Origin of the sequence: Phocaeicola sp. GP0067 (assembly GCF_031119655.1) — a bacterium.
Lineage (GTDB): Bacteria > Bacteroidota > Bacteroidia > Bacteroidales > Bacteroidaceae > Phocaeicola > Phocaeicola vulgatus.
The window spans coordinates 87,173-103,362 of record NZ_JAVHZY010000017.1; the positions used below are offsets into that span (position 1 = coordinate 87,173).

Sequence of the window (16,190 nt, forward strand, 5' to 3'; positions counted from 1 at the left end):
TACCTATTATTATATATACCTGCAAAATTAATCATTCTTTCCCGATTTATACCTCTAAATAAAAAAAATAAAAAAAAGTGCGTGATTTATTTGTTTGTTGCGAATAACTATCTATCTTTGCATATGAAATAAAATTGTAATAGTTACAAAAAGGGAATATATGAAGAGTTACGATTATCTTATCAGTTATAACATTAAGCCGTCCGTACAGCGCATAGCTATTATGGATTATTTGTTGGCTCATAAAACTCATCCTTCTATCGATGAGATTTATTTGGCGCTATGTAAGGATATTCCAACCTTGTCCAAGACTACAGTGTATAATACACTGAAACTCTTTGTCGAGCATGGAGCAGCTTTAATGCTTACAATTGATGAAAAGAATGCGTGTTTTGACGGCGATACTTCCCTGCATGCTCATTTCCTTTGCAAGAAATGTGGTAAAATATTCGATTTACCCTATAGTAATGAAGTGAAAAAAGTAGAGCAAATTGATATGAATGGATTCAAAGTGGATGAAATTCACCAATATTATAAAGGTATATGCCCTGCTTGTTCTAAAGAAGATTAAGAAAGAAGTTAAAAAGGATAGAGAGTAAATGACTAACTAATAAATAAAATATTGACTAACTAATAAAAAAAGAAATTATGAAAAAGTTTATTTGTACAGTTTGTGGTTATATTCATGAAGGTGATGCAGCTCCTGAAAAATGTCCGTTGTGTAAAGCGCCTGCTTCTAAGTTTAACGAAATGGTAGAAACAGAAGGTGGATTGGAATTTGCAGACCAACACGTTATCGGCGTAGCAAAAGGTTGTGATGAAGAAATGATTAAGGATTTGAACAATCATTTCATGGGTGAATGTACAGAAGTTGGTATGTATTTGGCAATGAGCCGTCAGGCAGACCGCGAAGGTTATCCTGAAGTTGCTGAAGCTTTCAAACGTTATGCTTGGGAAGAAGCAGAACATGCTGCTAAGTTTGCTGAGTTGCTGGGTGACTGTGTATGGGATACAAAGACTAACTTGGAAAAGAGAATGAATGCTGAGTCAGGTGCTTGTGCTGACAAGAAACGCATTGCTACTCGTGCAAAAGCTTTGAACTTGGATGCTATTCACGATACAGTTCACGAAATGGCTAAGGACGAAGCTCGTCACGGCAAAGGTTTTGAAGGTTTGTACAACAGATATTTCAAGAAATAATATACAATTTGCTATAGTATAAATGGAGAGAGGGGGAGCAATTATTATTGCCCCCTCTCTTTTATTGGTTATATTTAGATTAGAGATATATAGGGCTTGTTTCTCATTCTTTCAGTAACACTTCTTCAATGGCTTTCCTGAAAGTAGCTTTATTGGCTGCTCCTATAATGATTTGTGGCTGTCCCGTTTTGGGAATAAAGATGATGGTGGGCAGTGACTGTATTCCCATAACGGCAGATAATTCTTTTTGTTTGTCTGTATCTACTTTGTAAACTGCAATTTGATCTTTGTATTCTTTGGCCAGACTTTTTAGCAGAGGGGCAACCATACGGCAGGGACCACACCATGTGGCGTAAAAATCAATAACTGCCGGTTTCTCTCCTTTGTATTTCCAGTTAGTGGAACCGGAAGTGTAGTCAAATATATTATCCAAGAACATTTGTTTGTCCATACGTATGACTTTTCCTGAATTTTTATCTGACTTATCCTGGACAGGAGTTTGGGCACTGAGATATCCCGTTAATCCGGCAGTTAATAGAATACATGTGATTGTTTTCTTCATATTTTACTCATATTGGGCTAGAATAGTGCTTAAATCATTGGCACGCATTACACCGCTTTGTCGCCACAATTGCTTACCGTCTTTAAAAATCATTAGTGTGGGAACTGACTGAATCTGATAGTATGCAGCAATTTCTTTATGTTTGTCTACATCTACCTTGACAATTCTTACTTTTTCCCCTTTTATTCCTTTTAATTCTTCTAAAATAGGTTTCATGGCTTTGCAAGGTCCGCACCATTCAGCAAAAAAATCAACTAATACAGGGATGTTTGAGGTGATTAAATCTTCAAATCTTTCCATAATGTTCTCCTTTCGTTATTTTTATTATAATAAAAACGTTTATAGGGTGCTTTTTGTTTAAAAGTAAAGCCGGAACAGTAGACTGTTCCGGCTTTGCATATATAAGGTTGATGAACTATTATTTTTTTACAGAAGAGGGAGTATAACGTGCATTCAGTCCGTCAATGATTTCTTGTGTGATGTTGTATGCCGGATTAGCGTATAGCAAGTTGTCAAATCCTGTATTGCTGATAATCAGATCATATCCTTTGTTCTGATTATAAATTTTCAAGAATGAATTGATAGAATCACGTAACTGCAAGCTGTTCTTTTGGTTTTCAGAAGCTAGCTCGTCGCTTAGTTTCTGTTGGAGTGCCTGCAGTTCTTGTTGTTGTTTCATCAGTCTCATCTGTTCTTGTTCAGCACGTTCACGTGTAGCAAAGCCATTATTTTCCAGTTTGCGTTGGAATTCTTTAGCATCAGCATCCAGTTTCTTTGCTTTTTCATTTAAAGTAGTGCGGATATTTTCTTCTTTCTGTATCATCACTTCATTTAAGTCATTCCAGAAATTGTACTTAGTCAACAGTGAATCGATTTCCACATAAGCTATTTTCATGTTTGAGGAACCTGCAACGCCGGCAGCCGGAGCAGCGGAAGAAGTTGCAGCGTTGTTGTTTTTGTCGCTACATTGTGCGAACACTAACACGATGGCTAGCGCTAGAAATCCATTCAGGATGAAATTTGTTCTTTTCATAATCTTTTTCACGTATTGTTTATTAATTATTATCCGTTTTGCTTTGCTTTTCAATTTCGGCTATGGCATTTTTATTAGATTTGCGTGCTTCACGATCTTGTGATTGCACACAGCCTATTCCTTTTTTACGGAGTGCCTTATTACCGCTTACATGCGTGTTTGGAAACTTTCCTTTTAGAAAGATTCCGATAGACAATAATGCTATACAGATAGCAACTATTAACACAGTTATAAGGATAGTATCAAGCATTTCTATTATTTTTGTGGTGCAAAGTTAGTGTAAGGCAAGGGAAATGCCAAATTTATTGAAGCATTTCGTGTCTGCGGACTAAATTTGCATAGCAAATATAGAATTTTGCAATGATTTAGCTTTCTCTTTTTTCATTAAAAAAGAGGAAGTGTCCTATTTAAGAGAGTTTTTTAACTATTTTTTGCAAATTTGGAAACTGAATTTGCCTAAACGACATGATTATGAATGAAAAGAATTTAAAGCCTGCATCTGTCTTTTATTATTTTGAAGAGATATGTAAGGTACCCCGTCCCTCTAAAAGAGAGGAGAAAATAATTGCTTATTTGAAAGCCTTCGGTAGAGAACATGGTTTGGAAACCAAGACAGACGAAGTAGGCAATGTATTAATTAAAAAGCCTGCCACTCCGGGTAAGGAGAATTTGAAAACTGTGATTTTGCAGTCTCATATAGATATGGTTTGTGAAAAAAACAGTGATGTGGAGCATGATTTTCTAATTGATCCTATTGAAACAGTGGTGGACGGTGAATGGTTGAAAGCCAAAGGTACTACATTGGGGGCGGATAATGGTATCGGTGTGGCGACAGAATTAGCTATATTGGCTGCTACTGATATAGAGCATGGTCCGCTGGAGTGTCTTTTCACGGTGGATGAAGAAACTGGATTGACAGGTGCTTTTGCATTGAAGCCAGGGTTTATGACTGGTGATATTCTGATTAATTTGGACTCGGAAGATGAAGGAGAATTATTTATCGGCTGTGCCGGTGGTGCAAATACTACAGCGGAATTTACTTATCAGCCTGTTTCTGTCCCACAGGATTATTTCTATTTCCGTGTGGCGGTCAAGGGACTGACTGGTGGGCACTCCGGTGATGATATTAATAAAGGTAGAGCGAATGCCAATAAGCTGCTGAATCGTTTTCTGACTCAGTTGGCTTCTAAATATATTTTATATTTATGTGAGATTGATGGCGGAAACCTGCATAATGCCATACCTCGTGAGGCACAGGCATTATGTGCGGTACCTATGAAGGATAAGGAATCGGTTCGTGTAGATTTGAATATCTATACTGCAGAACTGGAGAATGAATATGCTGCGACAGAACCGAACTTGAGAACCGAACTCTCTTCTGAATCCCCTTGTAAGGAAGCGATAGATATGACTACTGCCGGACACCTTCTGAGAGCTGTTTACGCTGTGCACAATGGAGTGTATGCCATGAGTCAGGATATTCCGGGATTAGTAGAAACTTCGTCTAATCTTGCTTCCATCAAACAGGTAGAGGGAAACAAGATTAAAATAGTGACTAGCCAGCGCAGCTCCATTCTTTCGTCACGCAAGGATATGTCCGAGATGATCCGTTCTGCTTTTCTTTTGGGAGGTGCTGAAGTAACAACTGGTGAAGGCTATCCAGGGTGGAAACCGAATACGGATTCTCCTGTTTTGAAAGTTGCGGTAGATAGCTATAAAAAACTTTTTGGTGTGGAACCTAAAGTAAAGGCAATTCATGCCGGATTGGAGTGTGGTTTGTTCCTTGAGAAATATCCGTCACTGGATATGGTTTCTTTTGGACCTACTTTGCGTGGTGTTCATTCACCTGATGAGCGTATGCTGATACCTACTGTAGATAAATTCTGGCGTCATTTGCTGGATGTATTGGTTAATATACCGACAAAATAATTTATATGAAGAAAACAATTTTATTTCTTTGTTTGTGCTACCTGGTAGGGGTAACGTATGCACAGGAACCGTTTCGGGTAATGTTCTATAATGTAGAGAATTTGTTCGATTGTCAGCACGATACGTTGAAAAATGATTATGAATTTTTGCCAGATGCTCCGAAAGGATGGACACAAGCGCGCTATCATGATAAATTGGCTAAGATAGCTAAGGTTATTATTGCCACCGGTGAGGAAAATGTTCCCGATTTGGTGGGGCTTTGTGAAGTGGAAAATGATCATTGCTTGAAAGATCTGACAGAAAACTCGCCATTACGCGAGGCAGGTTATCGTTATGTCATGACTGATTCTCCTGATGAGCGTGGTATTGACGTGGCGTTGCTTTATCAGCGAGGAAGTTTTAAGTTGCTAGGCAAAAACAGCCTTTCTGTTCCTTATAAGGAGATGGAACGCCGCCCTACACGTGATATCCTTCATGTGATGGGGCAGGTAGCATCAGGTGATACTTTGGACGTGTTTGTGTGCCATATGCCGTCTCGTGCCGGTGGTGAGGAAAAAAGTGAGCCTTATCGTCTTTTCACTGCACAGATATTGAACATAGCGGCAGATTCCATCATGAACCTTCGCCAGCATCCCAATGTGATGATAATGGGTGATTTTAATGATTATCCCACTAATAATTCGATAGCTAAAGTATTGGGTGCCGTGGCTCCGAAAGGTGAAGTACAGGCTAAGAAACTGTATAATCTGATGGACGGGCGTAAGGAGGGAACCTATCGTTATCGAGGTGAGTGGGGCGTACTTGATCAGCTGATTGTTTCCGGTTTTTTGTTACAAGGGCATGATAGTATGCGCACTTCATATGATAAGGCACAGATTTTAAAATATCCGTTCCTATTGGAAGAGGATGAAAAATATGGTGGTGATATCCCATCACGTACCTACTGGGGAAAGAAATATCATGGTGGCTATAGCGACCATTTACCAGTGTGTGTGGACTTTGAAATTGGAAAATAGGGAGAGAATTAGTGGTTAGTGATGAATGGACTGCGCTATTATGCCGCAGGTGTTAATCACTAACCGCTATATATTTCTATTCATGATGATAAGGACCGTTATTCAATATAGTCATCGCCCGGTATAGCTGTTCTACGAAAATAAGGCGTATCATTTGATGTGAGAAGGTCATCTTGGATAATGAGATCTTTTCTTGGGCTGCATCATATATTTTGGGTGCAAATCCGTATGGTCCCCCAATGATGAATACTAACCGTTTGTTTACAGTGTGCATTTTGCGTTCTATCCAGTTGGCAAATTCTACGGAACGGAATTCTTTTCCATGTTCATCCAATAAAACCGCTACATCGCCCGGCAACAAAGCTTTCAGAATTAGTTCTCCTTCCTTCTCTTTTTGTTGCTCCATACTCAGGTTTTTGGTGTTCTTGAGTTCGGGGATGACTTCCATATCGAAAGAAATGAAGTGCCTGGTACGTTCCACATAATCATTGATAGCGGTGATATAATGTTTTTCGACAGTGCGTCCTACTACTAATAATGTAAATTTCATACGTTCTTTTCTGGTTTACTTTGCAAAAATACGGAAAATCTCTACCTTTGCCTATCAATTCATAAAAAAACGATAACATTATGGACGAATTAGTAGTAAAAGACTTAATAGACAGACTGATAGACCTGTCTTTTGCTGAAGATATAGGTGATGGGGATCATACTACCTTGTCATGTATTCCCGCAGATGCAATGGGAAAATCAAAGTTGTTGATTAAGGAAGAAGGTATTTTGGCAGGCATTGAAGTGGCTAAAGAAGTATTTCGCCGTTTTGATCCCACAATGAAGGTGGAGGTGTTCATTCAAGATGGAACTCACGTGAAACCGGGTGATGTGGCTATGGTGGTGGAAGGTAAAGTTCAGTCACTTCTTCAGACAGAACGCTTGATGCTGAATATCATGCAACGCATGAGTGGCATTGCTACTATGACCAATAAATATGTGAAGAAACTGGAAGGTACGAAAACTCGTGTACTTGATACCCGTAAGACAACTCCGGGTATGCGTATCATGGAGAAGATGGCTGTAAAGATAGGAGGAGGATGTAATCACCGTATCGGTTTGTTTGATATGATCCTGCTGAAAGACAATCATGTAGACTTTGCAGGCGGCATACATAATGCAGTATCTCGCGCAAAAGAGTATTGCAAGGCGAAAGGTAAGGATCTGAAAATTGAATTGGAAGTACGCAACTTTGATGAATTGAATCAGGCATTGGCAGAAGGGGTAGACCGTATCATGTTCGATAACTTTACACCCGAAGATACTCGTAAGGCTGTAGAAATAGTAGGTGGACGTTGCGAAACCGAATCTTCCGGAGGTATTACTTACGATACCATGTTACCTTATGCGCAGGCAGGAGTGGATTTCATTTCTTTCGGTGCGCTGACTCACTCCGTGAAGGGGCTGGATATGAGTTTCAAGGCTTGTTAATATTGGTATCATTTTATGACCTGTTGGACGAAGTAAAGAATCTGAATGTCAGTTCTTTATTTCGTCCAAAATAATAAATGGCAGGCCTTATTTGCTCTAACAGTTTATATGTGTCCGCTATTTTTGTTTTTCTCCTTGAATTGTGAAGGTGTAACCCCTTTCATCTGTTTAAATGAAGTACTGAAATAGCGCGGATAAGAAAAACCTACTTCATAGGAAATCTCGCTAATGCTCAGATTGGTATTTGCTAAAAGGTATACAGAGCGTTCTATGCGTAGTCTGTTGATATATTCATTGACCCCTAATCCGGTAATTTGCTTTACTTTATTATATAAAGATGCACGGCTCATGGCCATGGTATCTGTCAGGTACTTGATAGATAGTTTTTCACTTGATAGATTCTCATTGATAATTTGATCCAGTTTTTTTATGAAATCTGCGTCAGCACTGCTGAGCGGAGTTGCTTCCATTGCTTGAGGATATGAAGTATCTGTTATTTCTTCCAAGTCTTTCTCTTTTGTATTTTCTTCTTTATTTCCCAGTACATTATAGAGGACGGTTTGGACAAAATCGCCCATTTCATCTCTCATTTCCTTCTTTTTCTTATGAAATACCCAAAGAGCTATTTTAATGGAAAGAAGAATAAATAAAAGAGTACATATCGAGAAAAACCAACTACTTTTATACCAGGGTGGAGTGATGACAATGTTGATTATGGGTACAGGAGTAGTGTATTCACCATCTTTGGTGCTGCTTGATACCCAGATTTTGTATTTACCTGGTGACAGGGAAGATAAAGAGAGTTCGGAGTCGAAACTTTCGACCGTTTGTTTTCCTCTGCCTGATATGGTATATCTGAGCAAGTTCTTTTGGAAGATATCTTCATTTTTTACACATATATGAATGGTCAATGAATTGTAGTTCCATGGAATATGAAGTGTCTGATTCTTTATTTGTTTCAGATAAGAACATCCGTTAAATTTAATATCTGCCAGACTTATCTGAGGTATTTGCGTTTCAGACTGAGGAATATTGGTATTGATTTTCACCAGCCCTTCCGCACCTCCCAAATAAACAAAATTGGGATTGGATAGTGTGTAGTGGGCAGCTAGTATGTCGTTAGGCAGAAATCCGTCAGAACTGTTCCACAATGTGAATTTCTTTTCTTTAATCAAATAAGAAAATAGTTTGTTGTGTGCACAAATCCATAATCTTCCTTTTTTGTCGCCAATGAGGAAAGATATTTTTTCAAAATAGTTGGTATGTATATGGTGGAATTTTTTGTGTATCATATCATAACATCCCAGACCTCGGTCCGTACCTATCCAAATAGTACTATCCTGATAGGCAAGAGCTGTAATTGTCTCCTCTGGGTCTATTTCACATAAAAGGCTGATACTGTCGTTTTCTTGAGGTACATAAAATATTTGATTGACACGTTTTAATAATGAGAAATGCTCATTGGAATAGACGAGACGCAATGCATCCGTATTTTTCAGATTGTTGGTGGGCATTAAAGAGAATTTTCCACTTAATGGATGGTATACCCATGGACGGTAACTGATAATGTAAATTTTATCATTGGCTACTTGATGGGCCAATGGAAGATAGCCATAGAAGCATTCTTTGTAATTTGTACCTTCATCAACAATGGTAAAGGGGCGGTAAGTGCCGGTTATTTTATTGAAAATAAATATACCCTTTGTGTAAAGAGATACCATCAACTCCTTTTCAGATATTTTGGCGATAGAGGCCACTTTGTCTCCGAAGTATAGGAGTTGGAAGCAAGAAAAGGAGAAAAATGTGTATCTGATTGAAACACAAGATATATTGCCTGCATTCTCATTGGGTTGCATCAAGGTAAATAGGCGAAAAAAGGAGTGAAAAAGCAAGAGTTCAGTTACCAAATCGTTCGAGAAACGATGAAAGGAAAAGAACAGCTAAAAGTGGTAACTAAAACGGTGTTTTCTCTTTCATTATCAATGTTTTGCATCGCTCTAAGTTCCTCTGAGATGTATAATTTTACAAGCAAAAAAAAATGGAAAAAGAAAAAATCAAGCTGCTCTTCTACCTCAAAAGAGGTACGCAGGACAAAAACGGAAAAAGTCCCATCATGGGACGCATCAGTATCGGTCACTCAATGGTTCAGTTCAGTTGCAAATGCGCCTGTACGCCAAAAATTTGGGATAGTCGTAAACAGCGACTTGTAGGAAAGAGTTCCGAAGCCGTATCAGTGAACAGGGAACTTGACCGACTGCAAGTAAGTGTCCATCAAGTTTATGAATCGCTTTCGGGCAAGTTGAACAACACTGTCACGGCAGGGAAGATAAGGGAACTTGTATTCGGGTTAAACAGCGAGTCGCAGGGGCTGCTTCATCATGCGGACGAGTATATTGACCGTTTCCGTGAGCGAGTTGGCATAGATCGTAGCGAACGAAGACTGAAATGTCTGCTGCTCTTCCGCAAGCATCTGTCTGAATTTCTGAGATGCCGCTACCATGTGGACGATATTCCCGTGCAAAAAGCCGATACTGCCCTTATCAAGGACTTGGAGGAGTATTTTGCCAAAGAAAAGGGTTTTAAACTCAACACTTCGGCTGGTTATCTTACTATGCTGGCATCCCTGCTCAAAGACCTGCACAAACGGCACATCATAGACTCCTATCCTTTTATCGGTCATTCCATCCGCTGGGACGTTGGAACACCCCGATACATTACAAGGGAGGAAGTAAACAAGATTGCGGCATTAACCGATAACGAACTGCAAGGCTACGAGCAGGTGTCGAGGGATATGTTTCTCTTTTCGTGCTATACAGGGCTTTCCTACACGGATGTGTACCACCTCACGGCAGAGCATATCATCCACGAGTCTGATATGGATTGGATACGCAAGCCGAGAGTGAAGACGGGCAATGTATGCCACATTCCACTATTACCCGAAGCATCCGCCATCATTGAGCGGTACAGGGGCATTCATACGAGGGCGTTCCGCCACGAACCCCCAAAAGGGTATCTGCTGCCCATACCAGGCTGTGACACGTTGAACATACACCTCAAAAAGATAGCACGGCTTTGCGGTATTCAGAAAACGCTGACTTATCACATGGCAAGGCATACCTTCGCATCGCAGATGACGCTTTCAGAGGGCGTGTCCATCGAAAGCGTATCGAAAATGCTCGGACACAGCCAAATAAAGACCACACAGGTGTATGCAGAGACTTCTCCGGAGCGTGTCTTTCGGGATGTGGAGAAGATTCTCCCTCTCATCGCACAATATCGTTTAATCAACTAAAAGTCCAAGAACAATGAAAAGTACATTTTCAATTCTATTCTATATAGACAGAAGCAAAACAAGCGAAAGGAATGAATGTATTATACGCTGCCGTATCACCTGCAATGGTGCGTCTTCTTCATTCTCAACAGGTTTGTACACCTCTCCCGATGATTGGCAATCAAAGAAAGGGAGCATAAAAGTGGTGGCAAACAGAGCGAATGCCGTCAATCTGCAACTGAACTCAATAAAAGAACGACTTCACGCACTCTATGAACTCACGTTAAGAGAAGAGAACTACATTACGGCTGAATACCTCAAAGAGCAGTTCCAGCACCAAAACAAGTCCACCCCTACACTCATAGAGATTTACCAATCCGTCTGTGAAAGCAAGGAGGCATTGCAGGGCAAGACGATAGGAAAGGCTACCGTCAGGGCTTTCAGGGACAGTAGGAAGAATTTTGCACTTTTTCTAAAAACAAGGGGAAACGGGGACTGTCTTCCCAAAGAGGCAGACAAGGACCTCATAGAACATTACCGCCTGTTTATGCTACGGGACTTGGGAAACAAGGAAAGCACTGTTTCCAATCGTCTGCGCCACCTGCATCAAGTCATCCGAAAAGCACTGCAAGAGCGATATATCCGTGAAGACCCTTTTGAGCAGATAGACATTGAAACGCCCACCTACGAGCGCAATGCCCTCACTTCTGACGATTTACACAAACTTCTCTCATATCGCCCACACCGCTCGGTGGACAACCATTGCAGGCTCATCTTCCTCTTGGGCTGTTTCACGGGGCTGGCATTCTCAGACTTGAAGAAACTCAGAATGGACGATGTTTATACATTCGGGGATGGGCGTAGGTACATATCGCTCTGTCGCACAAAGACACAGAATAGGAGCATTGTTCCTTTATTGCCCATTGCCGAAGAGATACTCACCATTGTCAGCGACGGACGAAAGGAGGGTTTGCTCTTTCGTGAGTTCCCCACGAATAGCCATTTCAACCGCAAGATAAGGGACATCATCATCAAGGCAGGCCTCCCACCTCATACCGAGGCCACTTCGCATACGGCACGGCACACCTTTGCCACGACCATCTGTTTGGAGAATGGTTTGCCGATAGAAACCGTCAGTAAGATGCTCGGACACCGTTTCATTTCCACCACCGAACTTTACGCAAAGGTCAGCAAGAGTAAAATTGCCCGTGAGATGCAGCCACTCATGGGCGGCAATACCACAAGGGAACTGCGAAAGGCTTTGCGTGTCTGTCCACCAAGAAAGCCAAGCGGAGGACAAGTAACTTGTCCTTTGACCGCAAAGCAACCATCATTGAACATCAACGCTAAATAAAAATAAAAATGAAAGAGAACAACAAGCTGGAACTTTCTTACTTTCGATTGAAATTAAGAAGTTACATGAGTGAGCATCTCCCTGAGAAGTTGCAAGATACGGAGTTTATCACCACACGAGCAGACATGGCTCTCACTGCTTACTGCGATGCCGTGGCGCAAGGTTTCACTCACCCCGAAGCGGAAAGCATGGCAAGCGAGGTTTTGTATTATGGCTTGCATTTTTCCAAGTATGACACGCTTGTATCTGTATTGGAAAACGAGTTTGAAAGGAAACTGCCTGCATCGCTTCCTGAAAGACTCGCAACCATCTTGTTGTCGAACAAGGCTATTCAAGCCACATTCGACAAGTTCGGTTTGACGGACACATTTGCCGCAAGCGAACAATACGACCGTCTTTACACCGAACTCACAGGCACGATTGTGCTGCTCATCGAGAGCAACAACCAGCCAACGATCAGACTGACGGAGGAAGCAAGCCCAAAGGCGTTGTAAGCAAAGGCACACGCAAAGTCCCTGATGCCGTTTCTTATCGTGCAAAGGTACAACGGCAGCCAATCTGCCCTGACAAGGTCGAGTCCTGCGGATGGAGAGAAGAATCTCCACCGCAGGATTTTTCTTTTCAAGTTGGTATTGCCATTTTCAATATTCGTGCGGTCGTATTCATCTCTCCCAACCTTGCAGGGCAGGGCTGCCGTAAGAGAGTATAGGCACGACAAGAATACGGCATACTCAGGCTCTTTGGACGCAAGGCGTAACAACCAACAATAGATAGGACTGACGATAATACGGACTATCTGTTGTTTGTACAATTTATTGTCATGACTATCTGTTGTCATGACTATCTGTTGCCAAAACTATCTGTTGCCAAAACTATATATCGTCAAAATAATCTATCGATAAAACTATCTATCGATAGTTCTACATATCGATTTGTCGAACTATCGAACTGTCGAGAGAATAATTGCTATGTGATAAAAGAAAAGAGCCGGCACCTCATCTCATTACCGCAATAACACAGATGGATCTCCTTTGGTCTTTTCTCTTGTTTTCCTGACATTTCCCTGCTTTTCCTCGTTCCTTGTAGCGATGTCCTTGAACACTTACTTTTGCACACGAGAAATACGGCAACGGATAGCGTAACAGTTCGTTTGCCGAGTAACAACAACGAAATCAAAACAAAATGAATGCAATGAGACTTATCATCATCGACCGCAAGGCGTGGGAGCGGCACTGCTCCGAATTTGCAGACTTTATCCACAGTATTGAACAGCTTATCGGCAATCCGCCCGAAAAGGACGAATGGCTCGACAACGAAGCCGTGTGCAAGCGTTTGGGCATCAGCAAGCGTACTCTGCAATCATACCGAGATACGGGAAAAATCCCTTTCTCCATGATTGGACACAAGTGCTATTACAAGGAGAGCGATATCACGAAGTTACTGAACGCAAACAATGAATGAATTATGTCGGAGAATGAAATCATTACGCAGGAAGACCCTCAGATGCAGTTGTTTTCACAACTGATGGAAGGCACTTTGAAGAAGTTGGAGCGGTATTGTGCCACAGCTCGTCCGATGTTAGATGGCGAGGTTTACCTTTCGAGCGAGGAAGTGTGCAGGCAATTACGGCTCAGCACACGCACGCTCCAAGAGTACAGAAACTCAGGAACGCTTCCTTTCTACAAAATCGGAGGGAAGATACTCTACAAGCAGAGCGACATACAAGCCCTGCTTGAAAAACACTATAACCCGATACCCAAGAAATTATGGCAAGAATAGATGAAAAAAGGAAACAACGCTTGGAACAAGCCATTAGAGATATGGGAAATTATGGCGTTAAGCTCCGCAAGCCCGAAGAGTTACCCGATTTTGACCAGCCCTCCGATTATGAAGAGGAAAAGAGAAGGTTTGAGCCTGTTGATAAAGTTGAGGAACAAAATGACAAGGAGAGTAACGAGGATTTTTCTCAACCGTCCTATCAAGAAACAGCGTTGTCGCCAACAGAAAGGGCTACTTCTACCGAAGAATTTCATCAAAGAATGGGAAAAACAAAGGACAGAAAGCAATTATCCGAGTTTCAGGGGAAATATCTCCAGCCCTTTCGCAACAGCCACCGCAAAGCCGTGTATGTATCAGAGGAAATCCAACGAAAGTTAGACTTCGTGGTGCGGAGAATCGGTGAGCATGGAGCGAGCGTTTCGGGATATGTCGAACAGGTACTGCGGGAACACCTCGACCAATACAAGGAAGATGTGGAAAGATGGAGGAAACTCTGAATTACTGCATTCCTCGAATGCAAGCCTACGCCGAGTTACTGTATTCAATGAATGCAGTAACACAGCAGGGGCTTATAATCCCATTTTCTACATCAGCAAGGTGTGTCTTTGTACCACAAATTGCCATTTGTACCACAAAGACCCTTGCCCCGAAAGGGGATTAAATCACTCCAAAGTCGTGATTAGAAAGCAATGAAGAAGCAAAAACAAAAGAAGCCAGACGGCAGATGTGCCACCTGCCCACGATGGGACAGATGGCACATCAGAATACCTAATTCCGAAGACCAGCAGAAACTTATCAGACTCTATCGCAAGTCGGGAGCAAAGACAAAGAGCGACTTTGTCCGAGCAAGGCTTCTTGGTGAATCTTTTAAGGTCATCACCCAAGACCCTGCAAAAGAACCTTACTTGGAGAAACTCTCAGAAATCGTTGCCTTGGCTCATAAGATAGGAGTTCTGTACAACGAAGTCGTGAAAGTCCTCAATACTTATCATTCTGTTGCCACTGCTCAACAACTGCTCGGCAAACTCGAAACCTATTCCCAAATTCTCATCAGACTACAACAGCAAGCAGTACAACTGACAAAATCCTTTGGGAGTAGAGAAGAATGAATGCTGATAAATCATAACACCCATACTCGTATCGTACCGCGAATGTCCAATCCCTCTTTGGATGATACAAAAGGGTCACTTTGAACGATTACATAGGACCAGTTTCAACGATTTTTCCACTCTGCCCTAATACTTTATCTTTTGGAAAGTACATTGATAATCAGATAATTATTTCAATAACTCCCGATTTGGAGTATTACCCCACATTTATTATTTTTTTTATTTTGACAATTCCCGATTTGGGGCATTACCATGACCATTAACAAACACAAAGTCTGTATAATCCCCTATAACTAACGTATCTTTTGAAATTTTCCGTATTTTGTAATCAACATATGGATAGAGCTTTTCCACAGAATGTGGAAGTTTCCAATAAATAAAAACTCGCATGCCATCAACATCAAACACTTTAGGGAATAAAATGTCCTGTTGGGAAGTAAATTCTTCATCTCCTTTCTTATTATAAGCTGAATTCAACTTGCAAATGCAACAGAATTCTGATTAATAATTTGTTTAAATTTTTCGTTTGGCGTGAGGTATCCAAGTCTTTTACGAGGTCGATTATTGAGTTTATTTTCAATCCACTTAATCTGTTTGTTGGTTACTTCACTAAAGTCCTTACCCTTTGGGATATACTGCCTGATAAGCCCGTTGGTGTTTTCATTGGCACCACGTTCCCATGAGTGGTATGGTTTGCAAAAATAGAATTTTATTTCCAATTTTTGCGCAATTTCCTCGTGCTTTGCAAACTCCTTTCCATTGTCAGCCGTAATTGTGTGTATTAAGTTTTTCACTTTCCGCAGTGCCCATACTGCAATCTTAGCTACCGGGATGGCTTCTTTTCCCGACAACTTGCGTATCCAGACCCTGCTTGTTGCTCTGTCGTTAATGGTAAGAATGGCACCTTTGTGGTTCTTACCAATAATTGTATCTATCTCTAAATCACCAAATCTCTCCTTCAGTTCCACTATCTCGGGACGCTCATCAATATCCACCCTGCCTGGGATAAATCCTCGCCCTGCATTTTTAGAACCACGTTTGGCATACCTGCGACCTTGTCTGCGAAGATATTTGTGCAGTTTGCCACCCCGCCGCTTATCCTCCCAAATCCAGCGATATATCGTTTCGTGAGATACCATCGCAATTCCCTCCAATCGGCTCCTGCCGACAATCTGCTCCGGGCTGAATCCTTTCTTCAACAGCTTTATTATCCGTTTTCTCATTGCCGGTGTAAGCACTTCCTTGCGATGTTTTTGCTGCTTGCGCCTGTCTGCTTTTCGCTGGGCAAGCTCCATGCTATAGCTACCACTTCGGGCGTCGCAATTGCGCTTTATCTCCCTGTAAACAGTGCTTTTATCTACTCCGATAGCTTCCGCTATCGTATTTTCCACTCCAAAATGCAATTTGGAGTGGAGCTCGCCCTGCTCCGGACGCCCCCTCCTCTCCTAGGAGGGC

19 protein-coding genes are annotated in these 16,190 nt (G+C 41.4%); 12 read left to right on the forward strand and 7 right to left on the reverse strand.

What is annotated here, in order from left to right; translation table 11 throughout:
* Window positions 1-160: 160 nt before the first annotated feature.
* Together RE317_RS13630 and RE317_RS13635 are read left to right on the forward strand one after the other, a co-directional pair.
* The gene (locus RE317_RS13630) at window positions 161-571 is read left to right on the forward strand and encodes a Fur family transcriptional regulator (protein ID WP_005846283.1); all 411 of its coding nucleotides are present in this window, start codon (window positions 161-163) and stop codon (window positions 569-571) included.
* 77 nt (window positions 572-648) lie between these two features.
* Complete coding sequence (locus tag RE317_RS13635; protein WP_005846285.1) at window positions 649-1,200, forward strand: NADH peroxidase; 552 nt, start codon at window positions 649-651, stop codon at window positions 1,198-1,200.
* 103 nt (window positions 1,201-1,303) lie between these two features.
* On the opposite strand, the gene trxA (RE317_RS13640) is transcribed toward RE317_RS13635, so the two are convergent.
* The 4 genes from trxA (RE317_RS13640) to RE317_RS13655 form a co-directional block, all read right to left on the reverse strand.
* Window positions 1,304-1,762, reverse strand: a complete 459-nt coding sequence (gene trxA, locus RE317_RS13640; RefSeq protein WP_005848510.1) for a thioredoxin — start codon at window positions 1,760-1,762, stop codon at window positions 1,304-1,306.
* Window positions 1,763-1,765: 3 nt separating this feature from the next.
* Entirely contained in the window at window positions 1,766-2,062 is a 297-nt protein-coding gene (gene trxA / locus RE317_RS13645) for a thioredoxin (RefSeq protein WP_005848508.1), read from the reverse strand.
* A gap of 118 nt (window positions 2,063-2,180) precedes the next feature.
* Window positions 2,181-2,795, reverse strand: a complete 615-nt coding sequence (locus RE317_RS13650) for an OmpH family outer membrane protein (RefSeq protein ID WP_005848506.1) — start codon at window positions 2,793-2,795, stop codon at window positions 2,181-2,183.
* A 22-nt stretch (window positions 2,796-2,817) separates the two neighbouring features.
* The gene (locus RE317_RS13655; protein ID WP_008671120.1) at window positions 2,818-3,045 is read right to left on the reverse strand and encodes a hypothetical protein; all 228 of its coding nucleotides are present in this window, start codon (window positions 3,043-3,045) and stop codon (window positions 2,818-2,820) included.
* Window positions 3,046-3,266: 221 nt separating this feature from the next.
* Between RE317_RS13655 and RE317_RS13660 the strand changes: the two genes are divergently transcribed.
* Together RE317_RS13660 and RE317_RS13665 are read left to right on the forward strand one after the other, a co-directional pair.
* Window positions 3,267-4,724 (forward strand): aminoacyl-histidine dipeptidase, encoded by a 1,458-nt coding sequence (locus RE317_RS13660; protein WP_008671121.1) that lies wholly within the window; start codon window positions 3,267-3,269, stop codon window positions 4,722-4,724.
* A gap of 5 nt (window positions 4,725-4,729) precedes the next feature.
* Window positions 4,730-5,740, forward strand: a complete 1,011-nt coding sequence (locus tag RE317_RS13665) for an endonuclease (protein ID WP_005848501.1) — start codon at window positions 4,730-4,732, stop codon at window positions 5,738-5,740.
* 76 nt (window positions 5,741-5,816) lie between these two features.
* Here the strand turns inward: RE317_RS13665 and rlmH are convergent, their stop codons facing one another.
* The gene (gene rlmH, locus RE317_RS13670; protein WP_008671122.1) at window positions 5,817-6,290 is read right to left on the reverse strand and encodes a 23S rRNA (pseudouridine(1915)-N(3))-methyltransferase RlmH; all 474 of its coding nucleotides are present in this window, start codon (window positions 6,288-6,290) and stop codon (window positions 5,817-5,819) included.
* 80 nt (window positions 6,291-6,370) lie between these two features.
* Here rlmH and nadC point away from each other — a divergent pair, with 80 nt between their 5' ends.
* Window positions 6,371-7,222: a carboxylating nicotinate-nucleotide diphosphorylase gene (gene nadC / locus RE317_RS13675; protein WP_008671123.1), complete on the forward strand. Its 852-nt coding sequence runs from the start codon at window positions 6,371-6,373 to the stop codon at window positions 7,220-7,222.
* Between the two features lie 104 nt (window positions 7,223-7,326).
* Here the strand turns inward: nadC and RE317_RS13680 are convergent, their stop codons facing one another.
* Window positions 7,327-8,979 carry an AraC family transcriptional regulator gene (locus RE317_RS13680; protein WP_303445869.1) on the reverse strand — a complete coding sequence of 551 codons (1,653 nt, stop codon included), beginning with the start codon at window positions 8,977-8,979 and terminating at the stop codon, window positions 7,327-7,329.
* A 281-nt stretch (window positions 8,980-9,260) separates the two neighbouring features.
* On the opposite strand from RE317_RS13680, the gene RE317_RS13685 reads away from it, so the two are divergent.
* The 7 genes from RE317_RS13685 to RE317_RS13715 all read left to right on the forward strand — a co-directional run bounded on the left by RE317_RS13685 (window position 9,261) and on the right by RE317_RS13715 (window position 14,735).
* Entirely contained in the window at window positions 9,261-10,514 is a 1,254-nt protein-coding gene (locus RE317_RS13685; protein ID WP_303266213.1) for a site-specific integrase, read from the forward strand.
* Window positions 10,515-10,527: 13 nt separating this feature from the next.
* Window positions 10,528-11,847, forward strand: a complete 1,320-nt coding sequence (locus RE317_RS13690; RefSeq protein ID WP_249859111.1) for a site-specific integrase — start codon at window positions 10,528-10,530, stop codon at window positions 11,845-11,847.
* An 8-nt stretch (window positions 11,848-11,855) separates the two neighbouring features.
* Window positions 11,856-12,341 carry a DUF1896 domain-containing protein gene (locus RE317_RS13695; protein ID WP_303266214.1) on the forward strand — a complete coding sequence of 162 codons (486 nt, stop codon included), beginning with the start codon at window positions 11,856-11,858 and terminating at the stop codon, window positions 12,339-12,341.
* A gap of 697 nt (window positions 12,342-13,038) precedes the next feature.
* Window positions 13,039-13,308 carry a helix-turn-helix domain-containing protein gene (locus RE317_RS13700; protein ID WP_303266227.1) on the forward strand — a complete coding sequence of 90 codons (270 nt, stop codon included), beginning with the start codon at window positions 13,039-13,041 and terminating at the stop codon, window positions 13,306-13,308.
* A gap of 3 nt (window positions 13,309-13,311) precedes the next feature.
* Window positions 13,312-13,626 carry a helix-turn-helix domain-containing protein gene (locus RE317_RS13705; RefSeq protein ID WP_303266215.1) on the forward strand — a complete coding sequence of 105 codons (315 nt, stop codon included), beginning with the start codon at window positions 13,312-13,314 and terminating at the stop codon, window positions 13,624-13,626.
* Window positions 13,614-14,123 (forward strand): DUF3408 domain-containing protein, encoded by a 510-nt coding sequence (locus RE317_RS13710; protein ID WP_023983531.1) that lies wholly within the window; start codon window positions 13,614-13,616, stop codon window positions 14,121-14,123. The genes RE317_RS13705 and RE317_RS13710 overlap by 13 nt, the downstream gene beginning before the upstream one ends.
* Before the next feature lie 192 nt (window positions 14,124-14,315).
* A complete protein-coding gene (locus RE317_RS13715) occupies window positions 14,316-14,735 on the forward strand; it encodes a hypothetical protein (protein ID WP_004359027.1) in 420 nt (139 codons plus the stop codon).
* Window positions 14,736-15,208: 473 nt separating this feature from the next.
* Here RE317_RS13715 and RE317_RS13720 read toward each other — a convergent pair whose 3' ends face one another.
* Window positions 15,209-16,138 (reverse strand): IS30 family transposase, encoded by a 930-nt coding sequence (locus tag RE317_RS13720; RefSeq protein ID WP_308821657.1) that lies wholly within the window; start codon window positions 16,136-16,138, stop codon window positions 15,209-15,211.
* Window positions 16,139-16,190: the final 52 nt, after the last annotated feature.